This window comes from Bradyrhizobium sp. CAR08 (assembly GCF_052871955.1).
This window is the reverse complement of the sequence record NZ_JBIXJX010000012.1, coordinates 84,104-103,953: the sequence shown is the minus strand read 5'-3', so window position 1 is coordinate 103,953 and position 19,850 is coordinate 84,104. Positions and strand designations below refer to the sequence as shown.

The following is a 19,850-nucleotide window of genomic DNA, read 5'->3' as shown; positions in this document are numbered from 1 at the left end:
CTAGCGCAACGCTGACGCCGTTTCCACCCCTCACACCTCGATATTTTCGAGCCGCACGGGCAGCTTGCGGATGCGCTGGCCCGTGGCGTGATAGATCGCATTGCAGATCGCCGCATTGGTGCCGACATTGGCGAGCTCGCCAAGGCCTTTCACGCCGGCCGGGTTGATACGGTCGTCCTGCTCGGAGAGCAGGATCACTTCGACACCGGGCACGTCGGCATTCACGGGCACGAGATAGTCGGCGAGATTATCGTTGACGTAGCGTGCATTGCGCTCGTCGATCTCGGTGGCCTCCAGCAGCGCCGAGGACATGCCCCAGATCAGGCCGCCCATGAGCTGGCTGCGCGCCGTGCGCGGATTCATGATGCGGCCCGCCGCAAACGCTCCCACCAGCCGGGGGCAGCGGATTTCATGGGTAAAGCGGTTGACGCGGACCTCGACGAAGTCAGCACCGAAGGCATAGGCGATCTTGTCTTTCATCTGATGGCCACCGACGAGCCGCGCGTGCCCGCTGTGCATGGCCGTGAAGGAATCCAGCGGCGCGCCTTCGGGCTTCCACTCGCCGTATTCCTCGACGATGCCGACGCCGAGCGCGTCGAAGGCCCTCTCGAGATCGAGTGGACGATCGCTCTGCGCCGCCTGCGTGCTCGGCGCCTGGCTGATGCCGACAGTCTCCTTGGCCTTGTCGGCGAGGCTTTCGCTCGGCATCACGGCCTTGAACAGCCTTTGGCGAATGCGGTCGCACACCATCATCACCGCCGAGCAGGTGCTGGCAGTCGAGTTCGAACCGCCGGCAACGGGCGCCGGCGGCAGATCGCTGTCACCCAGGAAGACCGCGACCTTCTCCAAGGGCACGCCGAGCCGCTCGGCCGCGGTCTGGGCGATGACGGTATACGCACCGGTGCCGATCTCGTGACCGGCGATCTCGACCCGGGTACGGCCGTCGCGCTGGAGGCGGACGCGCGCGGCAGAGGGCGCCATCTGCGTCGGATAGCAGGTAGCGGCACAGCCATAGCCGACCAGCCAGTCGCCGTCCGACATCGATTTCGGCTGCGGCGAGCGCTGCGACCAGCCGAACGCCTTCGCGGCCTCGTCGAAGCACGCCATCAATGACCGCGATGTATAGGGCTTGCCGCCGATCGGCTCGACGGTGGTGTCGTTGATGCGGCGGAGCTCGACGGGGTCCATGTTCAGCTTCACAGCGAGCTCGTCCATCGCGCTCTCCAGCGCGAAGAGATACGGCACCTCCGGCGGCGAGCGCATGAAGCCAGGCGTATTGCGGTCGGCGCGCACGATCGACACCAGACTTGCGACGTTCGGGCAGGCATAGAGCCGCGTCGTCGTCTTGGTGCCGCCGACGCAATAGGCATCCGGACGCGACGAAACCTCCGCGCCGTCGTGCCTCAAAGCCACCAGCTTGCCGTCCCGACCCGCACCAAGCCTGATCTCATGGCGCGTCTCGGCGCGATGGGTCGCGATGGTGAAACCCTGGTCGCGCGTCGGCACCAGCTTGATCGGCCGGTTCAGGCGTTTGGCGATGCCGGCGATGACGGCGGTCCGCGGCGTCATCGAGCCGCGCGAACCAAAGCCGCCGCCGACATAGGGATTGACGACACGGACCTTGTCGGCGTCGATACCGAGCTGCTCGGCGACGCCGTTCTTCAGGCCGTAGACGTACTGGCTGCCCTCGTAGACGACGAGCTCGTCGCCCATCCAGGCGCAGCTCGTCGTAAACAGCTCCATCGGATTGTGGTGCTGGGTCGGCGTTTCATAAGAGGCGGTGAGCTTGACCTCGGCCGCGTCGAACGCCTTGGCGAAATCGCCGACCTCCGGGTCTTCCTTGAACTGTGCGTTCTGCCCCTTTGCCGCTGCCGTGGTGGTCCCCGGCGAGTCGAAGCTCGCACTCGGCGCCGCGGCCGTGTAGCTGACCTTGACGCGATTGGCGGCCTCGCGCGCCGCCTCGTAACTCTCGGCGATGACGACGGCGATGATCTGGCCGTCATGGGCGATGTCGGCCGATTTCAGCGGCTGGATCGTGGTGCCGGCATAGCCGCCATTGCTGAACAGTTTCGATTCCTTCAGCTTCGGAGCGTTCTCGTGCGTGACGATGTCGATCACGCTGCGGACCCGCTTGGCATCGTCGAGATCGAAACTGTCGATGCGGCCCTTGGCGATGGCGCTGGTGACCCGGAACGCGTAAGCTGGATTGTCGAGCGGCATGTCGGACGCATATGTCGCCCGGCCCGTGACCTTTGCGGCCGCGTCATAGCGCGGCACCGGCTTGCCCATGTTCGCTTTCGGCTCGGGAGCTGCAGCGGTCATGATCAGATCTCCATCGTTACGGCCTGCTGGAGCGCGCGCGCCACCACGCGCTTGCCGAGCGCGATCTTGAAGCTGTTGTGCTGGCGGCCCCTGGCGTCCGCAAACGCGGCATCGGCCACACGCTGCGCCAGACCGTCGTCGAATTTCTGTCCCTTCAGCAGCGCCTCCGCCTCGCGCGCCCGCCACGGCACGGTGGCGACGCCGCCGAGCGCGACACGCGCGTCCCTGATCGTGCCATCCTGCACGTCGAGCGCGACCGCAGCCGACGACAGCGCGAACTCGTAGGACTGCCGGTCGCGCGCCTTGAGATACACCGAGCGCGGCCAGCGGCCGGGAACGGAGAACGCAGAGATCAGCTCACCGGGCCGAAGCGTGGTCTCGATGTCGGGCGTCCTGCCGGGCGCCTTGTGCAAATCCGCAAACGGCAGGTTGCGCGTTCCGGACCTGCCGGTAATCTCGACCATCGCATCGAGCGCGATCAGCGCCTGCGCAAAATCGCCGGGATAGGTCGCGATGCACTGATCGGACGTACCGAGCACCGCATGCATGCGATTGACGCCGTCCATGGCGGCACAGCCCGAACCAGGATTGCGCTTGTTGCAATTCTCATAGGAAACGTCGCGGAAATAGCTGCAACGCGTTCGCTGCATCACGTTACCGCCGAGCGTCGCCATGTTGCGCAGCTGGGCGCTGGCGGCGAGCTTCAGGGAATTCGCGATCACCGGATAGTGGCGCTGGATCTCGGCATGCGCGGCCACGTCGGACATCTTCGCGAGCGCGCCGAGCCGCAAGCCGTCACTGCCGGGCTCGATCGCCGACCAGCCCCGCGCCAGCGGATTGATATCGACGATCGCGGCGGGCCGCATCACGTCGAGCTTCATCAGATCGATCAGAGTGGTGCCGCCCGCGAGCGGCTGCGCTGTAGCCTTGGTCAGCGGATTGTTCGCAGCCGCGGCAGCGCTGAGCGCCTGCACGGCCATGTCGGGGTCTGTTGCCCTTTGATACGAAAACGGTCGCATGCGCCTAGCCTTTCATGATCTCGGGCGCGGCCTGCTTCACGGCGGCGACGATGTTGGGATAGGCGGCGCAGCGGCAGATGTTGCCGCTCATGTATTCGCGGATGTCGGCCTCGCTGCCCGCATGCCCCTCCTTGACGCAGGCAACGGCGGACATGATCTGGCCCGGCGTACAATAGCCGCATTGAAACGCATCGTTGTCGACGAAGGCCTGCTGCATCGGATGCAAATGATCGTCGGTGGCAAGGCCCTCGATCGTGGTGATCTCCTGCCCCTCGGCCGCGAGCGCGAGCGTCAGGCACGACACCACGCGCCGGTCGTCGATCAGTACCGTGCAGGCACCACATTGGCCGTGGTCGCAGCCCTTTTTGCTGCCGGTGAGCTTGAGATGCTCCCGCAGCGCGTCGAGCACCGTCGTGCGGGCGTCGATGCGCAGGCGCTTGTCCTTGCCGTTGACCCGCAGCGTGACATCGACAGGAAGCGCCGGATCCTGGGCGGCCGACACGCTCGCATCCTGCGCGGCCGCACGCGCCGTCATGGGGACCAGCGCGCTGCCGGCAACGCCGGCCATGAAGGCGCGCCGATCGAATCCGGACGGTCCGGAACCTGATTTTTCGGACATGGAGGGCCTCCGCCGCTTCGAGCAAGAGCAGCGCACGCCTGCACCGCTCATCGGCCCTTAACCTGAAGCAATGAGCTCCGTTCCGAACGAGAAAGGGCGACGCAGCAAATGCCGCGTCGCCCTTCGTCAACTTTTCCTGATCTCGCGCGGGGAACTCCGTGCGCGGTGGTCAGTATCCGAGCGCGCAACCGTCTTTGCGCGGATCGGAACCGCCGGTGAGCGTGCCCTTGTCCCAGTCGATCCAGATCGCCTGCGCGCCGCCGAGCGGACCGACGACGCTGGTGGTCTTGTGGCCGAGCTTCTTCAGGCCTTCGACAATGGCGGCCGGCACGCTGTCCTCGAGCTGGTACTGACCTTCATAATGCAGGCCGCGCGGCATATCGATCGCCTCCTGCACGTCGCAGCCATAATCGAGAATGTTGGTCACCACATGGGTCTGGCCAACCGGCTGATATTGTCCGCCCATCACCGCGAACGGCATCACGGAACGGCCGCCCTTGGTGAGCAGGCTTGGCATGATCGTGTGCAGTGGACGCTTGTCGCCGGCGATGCAATTCGGGTGGCCGGGCTGGATGCGGAAGCCGCCGGCGCGGTTCTGGAGCAAAATGCCGGTCTTGTTCGAGACGATCGCCGAGCCGAAGGAATGCGCAACCGAGTTGATGAAGGAGCAGACGTTGCGGTCCTTGTCCACGACGGTGATGTAGATGGTCGACGGGTTCATCGGCGGCGCGACGTTCGGCAGGTCGAGCATGCCGTCCATGCGGATCTTGTCGATGTGCTCGTTGCAGTATTCCTTGGCGAGGATCCTGGCGACCTCGATCTGCATATGCTCGGGATCGGCGACATGCAGCTCGCGATGCATGTAGGCGATGCGCGCGGCCTCGGCTTCGAGGTGGAAGCGCTCGATGCTGAGCGGCGCGTATTTCGTCAGGTCGAAACGCGACAGGATGTTCAGCATCAGCAGCATGGTGAGGCCGGGTCCGTTCGGCGGGCACTGCCAGACGTCATAGCCCTTGTACATGGTGCCGATCGGCGTCGTCGTCTCAGTGGTGTGCGCGGCGAAATCGTCGATCGTGTGCAGGCCGCCGATCCCGCGCAGGGTCTCCACCATGTCTTCCGCGATCGGGCCCTTGTAGAAGGCGTCGCGGCCGTCCTTGGCGATCGCCCGCAGCGTCTTGCCGAGCTCGGCCTGGCGGATGACGTCGCCGGCCACCGGCGGCTTGCCGTGCGGCAGCAGATACCGCTCCGTGTTGGTGCCGGCCTTCAGCTTCTCGAACTGGTTCTTCCAGTCGAAGGCGATGCGGGGGGCGACGACGTAGCCTTCCTCGGCCGCCTTGATCGCGGGCTGAAGCAGCCGGTCGAAGCCGAACTTGCCGTGATCGCGCAAGACGGTTGCAAAGGCGTCGATCACGCCGGGGATCGAGACCGAATGCGCCGAGGTCAGCGGCACGGAGTTGATCTTGCGCTCGAGATACCAATCGGCGTTCGCCGCCTTCGGGGCGCGGCCGGAGCCGTTATAGGCGATGATCTTGCCCTCGCCGCGCGGCTGGATCAGCGCAAAGCAGTCGCCGCCGATGCCGGTCGATTGCGGCTCGATCACGCCGAGAATGGCCGAACCCGCGACGGCCGCGTCCACCGCCGTGCCGCCCTCGCGCAGCACCTCGATCGCGGCAAGCGACGCCTGCGGATGCGAGGTCGCCACCATCGCGTTGGTGGCGTGGACCGTGGACCTGCCGGGGAAATGGAAGTTTCTCATCGAATTCTGCTCTCATTGGGCGTCTGGTGCGGATGGCGCGCCATCTCGGAAAAACCGGGCCTACATGACACATTCCGGCCGGCCGGGGCAATGCTGGCATGCCAGGGAAATGGCTGCCATCCGCCGGGAATAGAGCTGCTCGATGCGGGTTTTCCGGGCGAGCCCCGCCTGCTAAACGGGCGCCATGATTTACAAGGTCGCCGCCTTCTACCAATTCGCCGCCCTGCCCGATTACCGCGAGCTGCGCGAGCCGCTGCGCGCGTTCTGCGCCGGCCTGGAGCTAAAGGGCAGCGTGCTGCTCGCGCAGGAGGGCATCAACGGCACGGTCGCGGGCGCGGGCGAGGCGATCGACGCGCTTACCCAAGAGCTCGCTCACGGCGACATGTTCGGCGGCAGGTTGAACAATCTCGAATTGAAGTTCTCGACCGCCGAGACGATGCCATTCGGCCGGCTCAAGGTGCGGTTGAAGAAGGAGATCGTCACGCTCGGCGACGAAAGCGCCGACCCGACGCGGCAGGTCGGCACCTATGTCGATGCGGCCGAATGGAACGCGCTCATCGAAGCGCCGGATACGCTGGTGCTCGACACCAGGAACGCCTTCGAGGTGGCGATGGGGACGTTCGAGGGCGCGCTCGACCCCGGCATCAGGAGCTTTGGCCAGTTCAAAGATTTTGCGGCCGAGCAGCTCGATCCCGCCAGACACCGCAGAATCGCGATGTTCTGCACCGGCGGCATCCGCTGCGAGAAGGCGAGCGCACACCTGCTCGCGCGCGGCTTTGCCGAGGTCTATCACCTCAAGGGCGGAATTCTCAAATATCTGGAAGAGGTGCCGGAGGCCGAGAGCCGCTGGCGCGGCGAATGCTTCGTGTTCGACGAGCGCGTCGCGCTCGGCCATGGTTTGCAGCAACTTGGCTCGCCCGAACGAAATAAGGACGCGGCACGTGACGAATGAAATCAAGACGCTCGGCGAGCGCATCGACACGCTGGAGACGCGCCTCGCCTATCAGGACGACGCGATCGAGACGCTGAACCAGACCATCACCGCGCAGTGGAAGCAGATCGACGCGCTGACGCGAAGGATCGCAGAACTCGGGGAGCGGCTGCAGGAGGCCGAGGCGAATGCGCCGGGAGCCGCCAATGAGCGCCCCCCGCATTATTGAGGTTACTGACCGGACGCCTTGAGCAGGAGGTTGCTCACCTCGCCCGGCATCATCAGCCGGTTGCGCCCGGCATCCTTGGCGGCATAGAGAGCCTGGTCGGCGGCCTCGACCAGCGAGGTGACGCCGGCCGTGCGCTCCAGCGCCGGCCGGCAGGCAGCCCCGCCGAGCGAAGCAGTGACGCAGCCTGCCGCATGGTTGCTGGTGTGGACGAGGCCCGCATCGCGGATCGCCCGGCGAATCCGGTCGCCGATCAGGGCGCAGCCCGCAGCGTCGGTGTTCGGCAACAGCATGGCGAACTCCTCCCCGCCGTAACGCGCCGCCAGATCGCCGGAACGATGCATCTCGGCGGCGATGATCTGCGCCACCTGCCGGAGGCAGGCATCGCCCGCGGGATGTCCGTATTCGTCGTTGTAAGACTTGAAGTGGTCGACGTCGATCATCAGCAAAGAGAGGCTGGAGCGCTCGCGATAGGCACGCGCCCACTCCTCCTTTAGTCGTTCATCGAAGCGGCGGCGATTGGCAAGCCCGGTGAGGCTGTCTTCGATCGCGAGCGTTTCGAGCCGGGTCTCGAGCTTCTTCTGCTCGGTGATGTCGCGCGAGATCGCGACCACGCCGTCGACGCGGCCATTCTCCTTGCGGGTCACCCGCATGGTCGATTCGAGCCAGACTTCCGAGTTCTGCCGGTGCACATTGCGATAGGTGACCCGCGCCTCCTCCGCATCGCCGCGCTTCATGGCGTCGACGAGGGCCTGGACCTGCGGCCGGTCGTCCGGGTGAATGCCGGCCAGCGCGAGGGTACCGATCAGTTGATTGGCGCGCCAGCCAACGACGCCAATCGATGACGGCGAGACATAGCGCAGCCGCTCGTCGAGCCCGATACGGGTCACCATGTCACTGGAGCCTTCGGCAAGCAGCCGGAAATGCGCTTCCTTCTCGACCAGCGCGGCCGCCATACTCTGGCCCCGTTGCAGCTGCCGCACCAGCACCGCACCGATGATCGCGATCAGCATGACCAGCGCGAGCACGTAGAGCATGCGGGAGATCGCCGCAGCACGCCAGGGCGCCAGCAATTCGGCCTTGTCGACGGTGGCGAGCAGGACCAGCGGATAACGGCCGGAGCGCTTGAAGAAGCTGACCCGGTCGGCACCGTCGAGCGGCGACTTGAAATGGTAGGCGCCGCCCGGCCGCTGCAAGGCGGTATCGCGGAACAGCGGCGTATCGGCAACGCTGCGACCGACGAACCTGTCGTTGCTGGGGTTACGCGCGATGATCAGCCCGTCGCCGTGCGTCAGCGCCACCGAGCTGTTGCGGCCGATCTCGAACTGTTCGTAGAAATGCGAGAGATATCCCGAGCTGATGGTCGCGAGCACCACGCCGCCGAAGCTGCCGTCGAGCTTGTTGAAACGGCGCGACAGGGTCACGACCCACTCACCGTCGAGCAGGCTCTTCACGGGACGGCCGACATGGGGCTCCCGTTTCGGCGAGAGCTGGTGATATCGGAAGAACGCGTCGTCGTTTAGCGTCGAGCCGATCGTGCCAGGCGAGGTCAACCAGTTGCCGCGCTCGTCGATGATGGCGAGGCTATGGATGCGCTCTATCGCCTTCTTTCGCGCCTCCAGCAGGTTTCGGAGCTTGGCGATCGTGGCCGGCTCACTGCCGTCCATCTCCAGCCGGCTGACGACGCCGACGACGCCTGAATCCAGGAGATCGAGGCTGTCCTCGGCATGTTGCGTCAGCGAGCGCGCAACGTTCGCCATTTCTGCCTCGGCGCCCTTGAGCACCGCGTCGCGGGCCGCCCATTCCCGCCAGCCGCTGACGCCGAGGATGGCCACGCAGGTCAGCGCGACGAACGCAGCCGCCCGCAGCGGCAGGCGGCTCCATCCGGCTCTTTGGGTCACAGCACTCATGCAGCAGAATTCTCCGATGCCCGGAAACTCTGCTGCTTCTGTTATTGAACTCTGAAACACCGGGAGAAATATGCAGTGATGTCCCCGGCTTTCCGTAGTCGTACGGACGCCGGAATCAGCGCATCGCTAACAAGACATTAGCAAACCTATCGGAATCCGGCGCTCTCCGCCTTAGCTGAAGATCGCCTTAACCTTGTCCCAGAGCGAGGGATTGTCGGCCTCCGCATCGGCCTTCGAGGGCGTCGGCTGGGCAGCGCTCACGGGGTCGGACGCCGGGAAGGTATCTTTCAGACCGGCGTCGAGCTTGGCGTGGCGATCCGCGGCGAGCGCTTCGTGCAGATCGTCGGCGTGCTTGTCATGCGGCGCGGGGTTGAATGTCTCAGCCATGGTCTCGTCCTCCGTTGGCTGGTCAACGCGGCCCAATTGCGCTTGGTTCCCCTGTTCCGCTCAGGGCCGCGTCGGTGTATCAGGAGCCCTAACCATCTTCAGGACCGTTCGTGCCCCAGTCTGCGACAAAACCGTTCATCGACGTCCTCTCCGGCCCGCGGCAGGTCGTTCCGCCGGTCTGGATGATGCGGCAGGCCGGCCGTTACTTGCCCGAATATCGCGAGGTGCGCGCCAAGGCCGGCGGCTTTCTCGATCTCTGCTTCAACCCGGAGCTTGCCGCCGAGGTGACGCTGCAACCGATCCGGAGGTTCGGCTTCGATGCGGCGATCATCTTCTCCGACATCCTGGTGATCCCCTATGCGCTCGGACGTTCCGTGCGCTTCGAGGTCGGCGAGGGTCCGCGGCTCGAACCGCTCGATGATCCCGCCAAGGTCGCAACACTGGCGAAGCACGCCGATTTCGGCAAGCTCGCGCCGGTGTTCGAGGCCCTCAAGATCGTGCGCAGCGCGCTCGATCCCAAGATCGCGCTGATCGGCTTCTGCGGCGCTCCGTGGACGGTGGCGACCTACATGGTCGCCGGCCAGGGTACGCCCGACCAGGCCCCGGCGCGGATGATGGCCTACCGGCATCCGGAGGCGTTCGCCGAGATCATCGACGTGCTGGTCGAGAACTCGATCGAATATCTGCTGGCGCAGCTTGCGGCCGGCGCCAACGCCTTGCAGATCTTCGACACCTGGGCCGGCGTGCTGCCACCCTCCGAGTTCGCGCGCTGGTCGGCCGAGCCGACCCGGCGCATCGTCGAAGGCGTGCGCGCCAAGGTGCCGGACGCCAAGATCATCGGCTTTCCGCGCGGTGCCGGTGCGCAACTGCCCGGGTTCGTCGAGGCGACCGGCGTCAACGCCGTCAGCATCGACTGGACCGCGGAGCCGGCCTTCATCCGCGAGCGCGTGCAGAGCAAGGTTGCGGTTCAGGGCAATCTCGATCCACTGGTGCTGATCACAGGCGGCGCCGCGCTCGACCGCGCGGTCGACGACACGCTGGCGAATTTCGCGCAAGGGCGGTTCATCTTCAATCTCGGCCACGGCATCCAGCCGGAGACGCCGATCGCCCATGTCGAGCAGATGCTGAAGCGGGTTCGGGGCTGATTTATTTTGCGCCTGGGGAGCGGAAAAACAAAAAAACGCGAAAACAACCCCATGCACAGTAGAGAGGCCACGCCCGATCAATGACTTAGGGCGGACGGAAATCAGGTGCGCCGTCATCGCATCGGATCGCGCCAACATTTGACCCGTCGGGCAAAACAGGCGCATGATGCCATCATCCCACCGATGCCCGCCTCGCGGCCGACTTAGCGCGGCCGGCTGCGCTCGATGATCTCCGCGGCGCCCTTGGCCAGCAGATCCAGTCCCACCGCACGGCCGAGTTCGCGTGGGCGATTGGCGGGGCCCGAACGCAAGGCTTCGATGATGGTGTTGCCGGAGAGATCGAGCACGGACGCGGTGAGCGACATCTGATCACCCGCAATGGTCGAAAAGCCCGCCACCGGCGAATTGCAATGGCCGTTCAGCACCCACAGCACCTCGCGCTCTGCATCGGCGCAGGCGTGGGCAGCGGGATCATCGATCGATGCGAGGATGCGACGCGTCTGCCAGTCCTGCGCGGCGCATTCGACGGCGACGATGCCCTGCCCCGCTGCCGGCAGCATCTCGGCTGCGGTAAACTCGTAGGCGATGCGCTGTGAAAGGCCGACGCGGTCGAGGCCGGACCGCGCCATGATGAGCGCATCCGCAGGCCCCACCGCGCCGCCATCCGGCAGGCGCTGCTTCTCGCCATTGTCGAGTTTTCGCACGCGCGTGTCCGCGGCGCCGCGGAAGTGGATGATCTCGACGTCCGGAAACAAGCGCCGCGCATAGGCGGCGCGGCGGACGGCGTTGGTGCCGATCTTGAAACCCTTGCCACGAGATTGGCGCAACGCCTCCAGCGTCACGCCGTCACGCAGCACCAGCGCGTCGTTGGGAGGATCGCGCGAGAGCGTGGCGCCGATCACGAGGCCGGGCGTGTCTTCGTTGCCGGGCATGTCCTTCAGCGAATGCATCGCCGCCTGGAGTTCGCCCGACAGCACCGCGGCGCGGATCTGCGCCACGAAGGCACCGCCCTTGCCGCCATGGGGCAACAGCTTGCTGGTCTGGTCGAGATCGCCCGTGGTGTCGAACTTGACGATCTCGACGTCGAGATCGGGCATGGCGGCGGTCAGGCGGCGCGCGATCTCTTCCGTCTGTGCCAGCGCCATCGCGCTCTTGCGTGTGCCGATCTTGAATCGCGTAGCCAAGCCCAAATCCTCTCAAGACGCGAGTTTACCGCGCATCCTCCAATATCATGTCGGAGGCCTTTTCGGCGATCATGATGATCGGCGCGTTGGTGTTCCCCGACACGAGATCGGGCATGATCGAACCGTCGACGATTCGGAGGCCTTCGAGGCCCCTCACCTTCAGCCGCTGATCGACCACCGCGAGCGCATCATTGCCCATACGACAGGTCGAGGTCGGATGGTAGATGGTGCTGCCCCGCTCACGGCAATAGTCCAGCAGCTCGGCATCCGTGGACACCTTCGCTCCGGGATCGTACTCGTCGACCACGAACGGCTTCAGCGCCGGTGCATGCAATATCTTGCGCAGGATCTTCAGGCCTTCCACGTTGGTGGTGCGGTCGGTCTCAGTCGACATGTAGTTGATGCGGATCTCCGGCGGCACTGTCGGGTCAGCGCTCTTGATGCGCAAGGACCCGCGGCTTTCGGGACGGAGCTGGCACACCGACGCCGTGAAGCCGGAGAAATCGTGCAGCTTCTCGCCCATCTTGTCGGTCGAGAACGGCAGGAAGTGGACCTGGATGTCGGGCGAGGCCAGCCGCGGACTGGTCTTGAAGAACGCGCCCGCCGTGCCGGCCGCGATCGTCAGCCAGCCTTTGCGGAACAGCGCATAGCGCGCGCCAGCCATGGTGCGGCGGAGCGGATGATTGACGGTGTCGTTCAGCGTGATCTTCTGCGAGCAGCGCATCACGATGCGGACCTGCATGTGGTCCTGGAGATCGTGCCCGACGCCCGGCGCGTCCAGCACGACGTCGATGCCGTGCCTGCGCAGGAGGTCGGCGGGTCCGACGCCGGAGAGCTGGAGCAGCTGCGGCGAGTTGTAGGCGCCGCTCGACAGCACGATCTCCTTGCGCGCACGGGCGCGGCGCAATGTGGCGCCCTGACGGTATTCAACGCCGATCGCGCGGCGGCCCTCGAACAGCACGCGCTGGCCAAGCGCGCCAGTTTCGATCTTGAGATTGCGACGGGCCTTGGCGGGGCCGAGATAGGCCACCGCCGTCGAGGCGCGGCGGCCGTTGCGCGTCGTGGTCTGGAACAGGCCGACGCCTTCCTGGGTGGCGCCGTTGAAATCAGGATTGTAGGGCAGACCGGTCTCGACCGCGGCATCGATGAAGGCCTTCGACAGCGGGTCGGTCACCACCATGTTGGAGACCGGCAGCGGGCCGCCGCTGCCGTGGTATTGATCGGCGCCGCGCGACTGGTTTTCGGCCTTCTTGAAATAGGGCAGCACGTCGTCATAGCCCCAGCCGGCGTTGCCGTGCTGACGCCATCTGTCGTAATCCTCGTGCTGACCGCGGACATAGAGCAGGCCGTTGATCGAGCTCGATCCGCCCAGCGTCTTGCCGCGCGGCTGGAACACCTGACGGCCCTTCAGCTCAGGCTCCGGTTCGGTCTGGTACATCCAGTTGACGGTCTTTTCCTTGAACAGCTTGCCGTAGCCGAGCGGCACGTGGATCCAGATGTTGGAATCCTTCGGGCCTGCCTCGAGCAGCAGCACGCTGTGCTTGCCGTTGGCCGACAGCCGGTTGGCGAGCACACAGCCGGCAGAGCCGGCACCGACGATGATGTAGTCGAATTCAGGGTCGGAGGGTGTCAGGGAGGAAGTTGCGTTCATGCGCTACTGTTCTTTTTGTTGACGGGCGTTTCCAATCATCACTTAGCACGATCATGCAGCCACGCGCAGCGCCTCGACCAGCGACCTGAACGCACGGGCATATTCCGCACCCGCCCTTGCGATATCGGCGCGTCCGGCGCAGGCGACGGCGGCCTCCGTTACCGCGCCGAGCAGCAGCCGGGCCAGCGGCTCGACCGGCTGCCGCGCGATCAGGCCGGCCTCCATCGCTGCCGCAATCGCGCGCGGCAGCTTGCCGCCAAAATGTTTGGCGTCGATCTCGCGCCAGCGCTCCCAGCCGAGCACGGCCGGGCCGTCGCGCAGGATGATCTGGCCGGTCGGGCCCTTCGCGGTCGCGGCGAAATAATGCTGGGTGCCGGCGACCATCGCGGCAAGCACGTCCTTCTCGGCACGGGCCGTGCTGTCGATTTCGGCGACGAGGTCGCGCGAGACCTCGTCGAACACCGCTTCGAACACCGCCTCCTTGGTCTTGAAGTGATGATACACCGCGCCCTTGGCGACGTTGGCGGCTTCGGCGATCTCGTCCATCGTCGTCGCGACAAAGCCTTGCGTCCCGAACAGGCGGCACGCCGCCGTCAGGATCGCCTCCGATGTCGCAGCCCGCCGCTCCGCCTGTTTCGCCATGGGTCTGCTGTAGTCGAAATGGACGAGGACAGCTAGTTGACTTTTCGACCGTCGGTCGGTATTTACCGACCAACAGTCGGTTTTATTCGTGAGGTGCACCATGCCGAGCCGTGATGTCGTCGAAGCTTTTGCCAAACGATTGGAGGACGGGGATTTCGTCGGGGCGATCCTCGACTACTACACGCCGGACGCCGCCACCTATGAAAACCAGGGCGACCCCGTGGTCGGACGCGACAAGCTCGCCGCCAAGGAGCGCGGCGTGCTGGCAGCCTTCAAAGAGGTCAAGGCGGTGCGCATCGGGCCGAGCCTGATCGAAGGCGATCATGTCGCGACGCGCTGGAGATTCAGCTTCACCAATGCCGAAGGCATCATCCGAACGTTGGATGAGATCGCATGGCAGACGTGGCGGGGCGATCAGTTGATCGAAGAACGGTTCTATTACGATCCGAAGCAGTTGGGGCGGTGATGCCTAATGCACAGCTGTCATCGCCCGGCTTGACCGGGCGATCCAGTACTCCGAGACAGGTGTGATGATCTGATAGGCTGCGACGTACTGGATGCCCCGCCCCAGTGTGCAAGTGCGCACAAGGAGGGGCATGACAGCGGAATTGGTAGCGAACATAGCCTCCCGTCACAGCCGTAACGCGAGGCGCCGCATTTGTATCGATTTGTTATCGATACAATATCGCGAACACGCAGAAGTGGTCAGAGCAATCGTCGCAAGTTTGGATAATTCATAGTTCGTCAAAGGTTTGCAGCGAATTCTCCTGACCGGGCCCGGACAAGCGGCCCATGCTGCTAGGCTCTGGAATGCGGACTCAAACGACCAGCTATTTCGCGCGGCTGTTCGCCGGCGATCTGTCGGCCTTTGGCGGTCCCGTAACCGACGAAGCCGTCGCCGGCCATATCCGCGCCGAACAGATGTCGCTGGTGCTCGGCTATTCGGTCGGCATCATGCTGGCCAATGCCTGCAACGCCGGGGTACTCGTCGTCGCGCTGTGGCATTCGCCGGACTTGAAGCTGGCCTTGATCTGGGCCGCCATCGTGGCGGGCGCCGCGATCGCGTTCGGCCTGCAATCCCATGCCGCGCGCCGCATCACCAAACCGCAATTCGTCTCGCGCCGGGCCATGCATCGGCTGGTGCGCAATGCTTTCATCCTCGGCGCCGCCTGGGGCACCGTTCCGGTCGCATTCTTCGTCAATGCCTCAACGGGCGGGCAGCTCGTCATCACCTGCCTTTGCTCGGGGATGCTGGCGGGGGGCGCGCTGGCCTTCGCCACCATCCCGATCGCCGCGATCGCATTCACGGCCCCGATCTTCGCTGGCATCGCGATCTGCCTCGGCAGGAATGGCGATCCGGCGTTTCTGCTGATCGCTTTCCTGGTGGTCGTCTACGGATCAGTGCTGCTGCGCAGCGTGTTCGTCAATTCGATCGCGTTCGCACGGCGCGTGATGCGGCAGATCGAGGCCGAGCGTACGGTGCGGCAGGACTCGCTGACCCATCTGCCCAATCGCGTCGCGTTCAACGAAACGCTCGATGCAGCCTTGAAGCGGCTCGCTCTGTCCGGCGAGGAATTCGCGGTGCTTCTGCTCGATCTCGATCGTTTCAAGGAGGTCAACGACAAGTTCGGCCATCCCGCCGGCGACGAGTTTCTGGTCCAGATCGCGAGCCGCCTGCAACGCTGCACCCGCGCGGCCGAGCATGTCGCACGCATCGGCGGCGACGAGTTCGCGCTGGTGATGGCCAATCGGGCGCGCCCGGAGGATGCGCTCGAGATCGCCGAGCGCTTCGTCGCGGCCTTCGACGAACCGTTCCAGATCGAGGGTCGCCAGATCGTCGGCGCGACCAGCGTCGGCATCGTGCTGGCGCCGCGCGACGGCAGCACGCAACTCGACATCATGAAGAACGCCGACACCGCGCTCTACCGCGCCAAGAAGGCCGGACCCGGCACGGTGTGTTTCTTCGAGGAAGCCGACGACCGCTCGTCACGCGACCGCAAAGCGCTGCAATCGGATCTGGAAGGCGCCATCGCCAGGGACGAGCTGTTCCTGGTGTTCCAGCCGTTCCTCGACCTCGGCGGCAACCGCATCACCGGCTTCGAGGCGCTGCTGCGCTGGCAGCATCCCCAGCGCGGACTGGTGCCGCCGAGCGAATTCATACCAATCGCCGAGCAAACCGGCTTGATCCACGAGATCGGCGAATGGGTCGTCCGCCGCGCCTGCGCGACGGTTGCCGAGTGGCCCGAAGAGATCAGGGTCGCTGTAAATTTCTCAGCCGCGCAGTTTCACAACAACGGCCTCCTCCAGATCATCGTGCAGGCGCTCGCGGACACGAAGATCGCCCCGCACCGGCTCGAGATCGAGATCACGGAATCGATGCTGCTGTCGAAATACGCCTCGGCCGCGTCGGTCCTGAACGCGCTGCTGGAGCTCGGCGTCACCGTGGCGCTCGACGATTTCGGCACCGGCTTCTCCTCGCTGACTTACCTGCGCAAGCTGCCGTTCAGCCGCATCAAGATCGACCAGTCCTTCATCCGCGACATGCTGGTGCAGCCCGACTGCGCCGCGATCGTGAAATCGGTGATTGGGCTCGCGCGCGACCTGCGCATCGGCGTGGTCGCCGAAGGCGTCGAGACCGCCGACCAGCTCGAATATCTGCGCCAGATCGGTTGCGACGAGGTGCAGGGTTATCTCATCAGCCGGCCGGTGTCGGCGGATGGCGTTCTGGCGCTGCTTGATCCGAAGAAGTTGCGGGCGACCTACGCGGCGTAGCCACCAAAGCATTCACGGCGTCACGGCCGGGCCTGTCCATCCACACCTACGACATCGCACGAAGAACGTGGATGCCCGGGCCTTCGCCTCGCCGAAGCGGCTCCGACCGCGCAGGCGGGACAAGCCCGGGCATGACGACCTCACCTCAGACCGGATCCGCCCGCAGCAGCGTGTCCACCGTGATGGTGCCCCGCGCGCGCGAAACGCAGGCGCAGATCTTCTGGTTGCTTTGCTTCTGATGGTCGCTGAAGAAGACGTCGCGATGGTCGATCTCGCCGTCGATGGCGACCACGTCGATGGCGCAGAGGCCGCATTCGCCGCGCTTGCAGTCGTACATCACGTCGTGGCCGCTGGCGTTGAGGACATCAAGCATCGAGCGCTCGCGCGGGATCTCCAGCTCGACATCGGAGCCCTTCAGGCGCACGCGAAATGTCTCGGTCGGCAGCGTGCCGCTCGAACCGAACGTCTCGTAGCGGAGATCGGGAAGCGGATGGCCGGCGCCGATCCAGGCGTGGCGCGCGGCATCCAGCATCCGCATCGGGCCGCAGAACAGCGCCAGCGTGTCTTTGGGCACCGAGGCGAACAGGGCGTCGAGATCGAGCCGCTTGCCCTCATCGCTGGCGTGAACGACCAGGCGATCACCCAGCGTTGCGGCGAGATCGTCGAGATAGGCGGCCTCGGTGCGCGAGCGCACCGCGTAATGCAGCGTGACATCGGTGCCGCGCCGGGCCAGCGCCTGCGCGGCACCGAGGATCGGGGTGATGCCGATGCCGCCGGCGATCAGGCAGTAGTTTTGGCGTGCCCAATCGACGGCGAGCAGCGAGGCGGGCGTCGTGATGTCGAGCCGCGCGCCCGGCCGTAACGACCACATATAGCGCGAGCCGCCACGCGAGTCCTGGGCGCGGCGCACGGCGATCCTTAGACCCTGGGACGAGGCTTCCCCGACCAGCGAATAGGACCGCGTCTCGGGCTGCCCGTCGATGGTAACGCTGATATTGATGTGGCTGCCGACCGGATAGGCCGTGCCGTCGAACTGGTCGGGCCGGATCAGGAATTCGCGGATGCCGGGTGCGAGATCGCGCATCGAGACGAGCGTCGCCGGAATCCAGGTTTCGATGAAGCGCATGGCACTCCCCTCAATCGGTTGCGGACCTGATCAGCGCGAGCGCCGGCAAGAGGTCGAGATGGGTCCGGTTGCGCAGTGCGAGCCGCAAATTGCGCACCGCGAGCCGCGCATGCTCGCGCATGACCGCTTCGGCGCGGGCGCCTTCGCGGTTCTCGATGGCGTCGATCACGACGCGGTGGTGCTCCTGCCCGATGATCAGGATTTGCTGTGCCTCGGGCAGCGCCGACTGCGCCATCACGAAACCGCTCGGGGACGCAAACGGCAGCGACGAGGCGCGGTCGATCTGCCGGATCAGCGGCGGGCTTCGCGACAATTCGGTGAGCAGGGCGTGGAAGCGCGCGTTCAAAGTGACATAGGACGAGAACGCATCCACCGAGATCGGGACCTGGCGCAACAACTCGTCGATCGCGGCGAGGCACTCCTTCAGCGGCTCGAGCTCGCGCGCGGAGACGCCGCGCTCGGCGGCAAAGCGCGCGGCGAGCCCTTCGAGCGTTCCGCGCAGCTCGATGGAATCAGAGATGTCGCGCTCGGAGAACGCCTTCACCATGAAGCCGCCGGAGGGAATCGCCTCCAAGAGGCCCTCCTCCTCCAGCCGCACCAGCGCCATGCGCACCGGGGTGCGCGAGGCGCCGGTGGTCTCCACCGCCTGGAGCTCGGAGATGCGCTCGCCCGGGCGCAACGAGCCCGACAGGAGCTGGTCGCGCAGCGCGAGCTGCGCCTTCACGGTCTGCGAGACGGAGCGGTCGACCTCGCGCTCGGCCATGTCGGCTTACTCCGCGGCCTGAAGATGCTGCGGCGGATTTTCCTTTGCCACCATCTTGTCGATCAGCTTGCGCGTCCACATCGCGCCGGCGTCGATGTTGAGATTGTAGAAGATGCGATCCGGGTTCTCGTCCATCGCGCGCTGCTGCGCCTCGAGGATCAGCTCGTCCTCGTGGAAAATGCCGGAGACGCCGTCCCGGATCTCGGTGGTGATGCGCTGCTCACCGAGCTGATAATTGCGCACGAAGGCCCAGAAATAGTGGCAGGTCTTCTCGGTCTCGGGCGTGATGGTGTTGAGCACGAAGCCGTTGACGCCCTGCGAGCGGTCGCCTTCCGGCGCGCCGGTGCCGGTCGGGGCCACGCCGACGTCGATGGCAATGGTGCAGGGCGCTTCGAAACGGATGATCTGCCAGCGGTCGACGAGGCCGGACTTGCCGAGTTGTTTCGCCCAGAACGGCGGCGCCTCGATGCCGCGCATCCAGCGCGTCACCGTGACCGTCTTTTCGCCATGGGTGACGTCGAACGGCGCCTCCGCGACCGCCTCGTTGCCGATGGAAGAGCCGTGCACGAACGTCTCGTGGGTGAGGTCCATGAGGTTGTCGAGCACGAGGCGATAGTCGCAATTGACGTGGATGGTCTTGCCGTCGCCGGCCCAGGCGGGGTCGTGATTCCAGTGCAGGTCGGGCACCAGCGCAGGATCCGCCAGCGCGGGATCGCCCATCCAGAGCCAGATGTAGCGATGACGCTCGACCACCGGATAGGCGCGCACGCAGGCCGACGGGTTGATGGTCTCTTGCGAGGGCATGAAGGTGCAGCGCCCTTGCGCGTTGTACTTCAGTCCGTGATAGCCGCAGACGACGGTGTCGCCTTCGAGCCTACCCTTGGACAGCGGCACCAGGCGGTGCCAGCAGGCATCCTCCAGCGCAGCCACCGAACCATCGGCCTTGCGGTACATCACGACATGCTTGCCGCAGATCGTCCGCGGCAGCAGTGCCGGCTTCACATCGGCGTCCCAGGCGGCGGCATACCAGGCGTTCATCGGGAAGGGTTTTGTCACCGGTTCACTCCCAAGGCTTGTGGATACGTTATGTATACAATAGCGGAGGAATGGAATCGTTCAAGGGCGGATGGGAGCGTATTATAATACCTTTATCTCGCATCGTGTATACAAATCTGTTCCGCTGTCATTCCCCGCGAAAGCGGGGAATCCAGTACTCCGCGGCGGTTGTTGGTTTACTCAACTGGCGCCACGGCGTACTGGATCACCCGCTTTCGCGGGTGATGACACCTGTTGATGCGGCGAGTCTCCCCCCCCCCCCCCCCCCCCCGGGGGGGGGGGGGGGGGGGGGGGGGGGGGGGGCCCCCCCCCCCCCCAAACGAACCTCCACAAGAGGAGGG

The 19,850-nt window shown here is 65.4% G+C and carries 17 protein-coding genes; 5 read left to right on the top strand and 12 right to left on the bottom strand.

Annotated features, from left to right (window positions below; all coding sequences use genetic code 11):
* Positions 1 to 30 precede the first annotated feature (30 nt).
* The 4 genes from ACIPUD_RS24575 to ggt all read right to left on the bottom strand — a co-directional run bounded on the left by ACIPUD_RS24575 (position 31) and on the right by ggt (position 5,716).
* Positions 31 to 2,322, bottom strand: a complete 2,292-nt coding sequence (locus tag ACIPUD_RS24575; RefSeq protein ID WP_446481717.1) for a xanthine dehydrogenase family protein molybdopterin-binding subunit — start codon at positions 2,320 to 2,322, stop codon at positions 31 to 33.
* A 2-nt stretch (positions 2,323 to 2,324) separates the two neighbouring features.
* A complete protein-coding gene (locus ACIPUD_RS24570; protein ID WP_446481716.1) occupies positions 2,325 to 3,341 on the bottom strand; it encodes an FAD binding domain-containing protein in 1,017 nt (338 codons plus the stop codon).
* Positions 3,342 to 3,345: 4 nt separating this feature from the next.
* Positions 3,346 to 3,960, bottom strand: coding sequence for a (2Fe-2S)-binding protein (locus ACIPUD_RS24565; protein WP_085349950.1), 615 nt, complete (start codon positions 3,958 to 3,960; stop codon positions 3,346 to 3,348).
* A gap of 169 nt (positions 3,961 to 4,129) precedes the next feature.
* A complete protein-coding gene (gene ggt / locus ACIPUD_RS24560; RefSeq protein ID WP_247299611.1) occupies positions 4,130 to 5,716 on the bottom strand; it encodes a gamma-glutamyltransferase in 1,587 nt (528 codons plus the stop codon).
* 184 nt (positions 5,717 to 5,900) lie between these two features.
* Here ggt and trhO point away from each other — a divergent pair, with 184 nt between their 5' ends.
* Both trhO and ACIPUD_RS24550 read left to right on the top strand, forming a co-directional pair.
* The gene (trhO, locus tag ACIPUD_RS24555; protein ID WP_446481715.1) at positions 5,901 to 6,668 is read left to right on the top strand and encodes an oxygen-dependent tRNA uridine(34) hydroxylase TrhO; all 768 of its coding nucleotides are present in this window, start codon (positions 5,901 to 5,903) and stop codon (positions 6,666 to 6,668) included.
* Positions 6,658 to 6,876, top strand: a complete 219-nt coding sequence (locus ACIPUD_RS24550; RefSeq protein WP_007606917.1) for a SlyX family protein — start codon at positions 6,658 to 6,660, stop codon at positions 6,874 to 6,876. Before trhO ends, ACIPUD_RS24550 begins: the two co-directional genes overlap by 11 nt.
* Before the next feature lie 2 nt (positions 6,877 to 6,878).
* On the opposite strand, the gene ACIPUD_RS24545 is transcribed toward ACIPUD_RS24550, so the two are convergent.
* Positions 6,879 to 8,783: a sensor domain-containing diguanylate cyclase gene (locus tag ACIPUD_RS24545; RefSeq protein WP_446481714.1), complete on the bottom strand. Its 1,905-nt coding sequence runs from the start codon at positions 8,781 to 8,783 to the stop codon at positions 6,879 to 6,881.
* A 171-nt stretch (positions 8,784 to 8,954) separates the two neighbouring features.
* Entirely contained in the window at positions 8,955 to 9,170 is a 216-nt protein-coding gene (locus tag ACIPUD_RS24540) for a hypothetical protein (RefSeq protein WP_007595236.1), read from the bottom strand.
* Between the two features lie 110 nt (positions 9,171 to 9,280).
* On the opposite strand from ACIPUD_RS24540, the gene hemE reads away from it, so the two are divergent.
* Positions 9,281 to 10,315: a uroporphyrinogen decarboxylase gene (gene hemE, locus ACIPUD_RS24535; protein WP_446481713.1), complete on the top strand. Its 1,035-nt coding sequence runs from the start codon at positions 9,281 to 9,283 to the stop codon at positions 10,313 to 10,315.
* Positions 10,316 to 10,518: 203 nt separating this feature from the next.
* On the opposite strand, the gene hemC is transcribed toward hemE, so the two are convergent.
* Genes hemC through ACIPUD_RS24520 form a run of 3 tightly spaced genes read right to left on the bottom strand, consistent with a single transcriptional unit; the run spans position 10,519 to position 13,792 of the window.
* Positions 10,519 to 11,499: a hydroxymethylbilane synthase gene (hemC, locus tag ACIPUD_RS24530; protein WP_446481712.1), complete on the bottom strand. Its 981-nt coding sequence runs from the start codon at positions 11,497 to 11,499 to the stop codon at positions 10,519 to 10,521.
* A 25-nt stretch (positions 11,500 to 11,524) separates the two neighbouring features.
* Positions 11,525 to 13,150, bottom strand: coding sequence for a GMC family oxidoreductase (locus tag ACIPUD_RS24525; protein ID WP_446481711.1), 1,626 nt, complete (start codon positions 13,148 to 13,150; stop codon positions 11,525 to 11,527).
* Positions 13,151 to 13,201: 51 nt separating this feature from the next.
* On the bottom strand, positions 13,202 to 13,792 hold the full coding sequence (locus ACIPUD_RS24520; RefSeq protein WP_446481710.1) for a TetR/AcrR family transcriptional regulator: 591 nt from the start codon (positions 13,790 to 13,792) through the stop codon (positions 13,202 to 13,204).
* 100 nt (positions 13,793 to 13,892) lie between these two features.
* Here ACIPUD_RS24520 and ACIPUD_RS24515 point away from each other — a divergent pair, with 100 nt between their 5' ends.
* Together ACIPUD_RS24515 and ACIPUD_RS24510 are read left to right on the top strand one after the other, a co-directional pair.
* A complete protein-coding gene (locus ACIPUD_RS24515) occupies positions 13,893 to 14,258 on the top strand; it encodes a nuclear transport factor 2 family protein (protein ID WP_018455021.1) in 366 nt (121 codons plus the stop codon).
* A 344-nt stretch (positions 14,259 to 14,602) separates the two neighbouring features.
* Entirely contained in the window at positions 14,603 to 16,564 is a 1,962-nt protein-coding gene (locus ACIPUD_RS24510; protein WP_446481709.1) for a putative bifunctional diguanylate cyclase/phosphodiesterase, read from the top strand.
* A 145-nt stretch (positions 16,565 to 16,709) separates the two neighbouring features.
* Here ACIPUD_RS24510 and ACIPUD_RS24505 read toward each other — a convergent pair whose 3' ends face one another.
* From ACIPUD_RS24505 to ACIPUD_RS24495, 3 genes are read right to left on the bottom strand one after another with little or no spacing between them, the layout of a single operon-like run.
* Positions 16,710 to 17,690: a PDR/VanB family oxidoreductase gene (locus ACIPUD_RS24505; RefSeq protein WP_204513795.1), complete on the bottom strand. Its 981-nt coding sequence runs from the start codon at positions 17,688 to 17,690 to the stop codon at positions 16,710 to 16,712.
* A gap of 10 nt (positions 17,691 to 17,700) precedes the next feature.
* On the bottom strand, positions 17,701 to 18,453 hold the full coding sequence (locus tag ACIPUD_RS24500; protein ID WP_204513794.1) for a GntR family transcriptional regulator: 753 nt from the start codon (positions 18,451 to 18,453) through the stop codon (positions 17,701 to 17,703).
* Between the two features lie 6 nt (positions 18,454 to 18,459).
* On the bottom strand, positions 18,460 to 19,509 hold the full coding sequence (locus ACIPUD_RS24495) for an aromatic ring-hydroxylating dioxygenase subunit alpha (RefSeq protein ID WP_026232861.1): 1,050 nt from the start codon (positions 19,507 to 19,509) through the stop codon (positions 18,460 to 18,462).
* Positions 19,510 to 19,850: the final 341 nt, after the last annotated feature.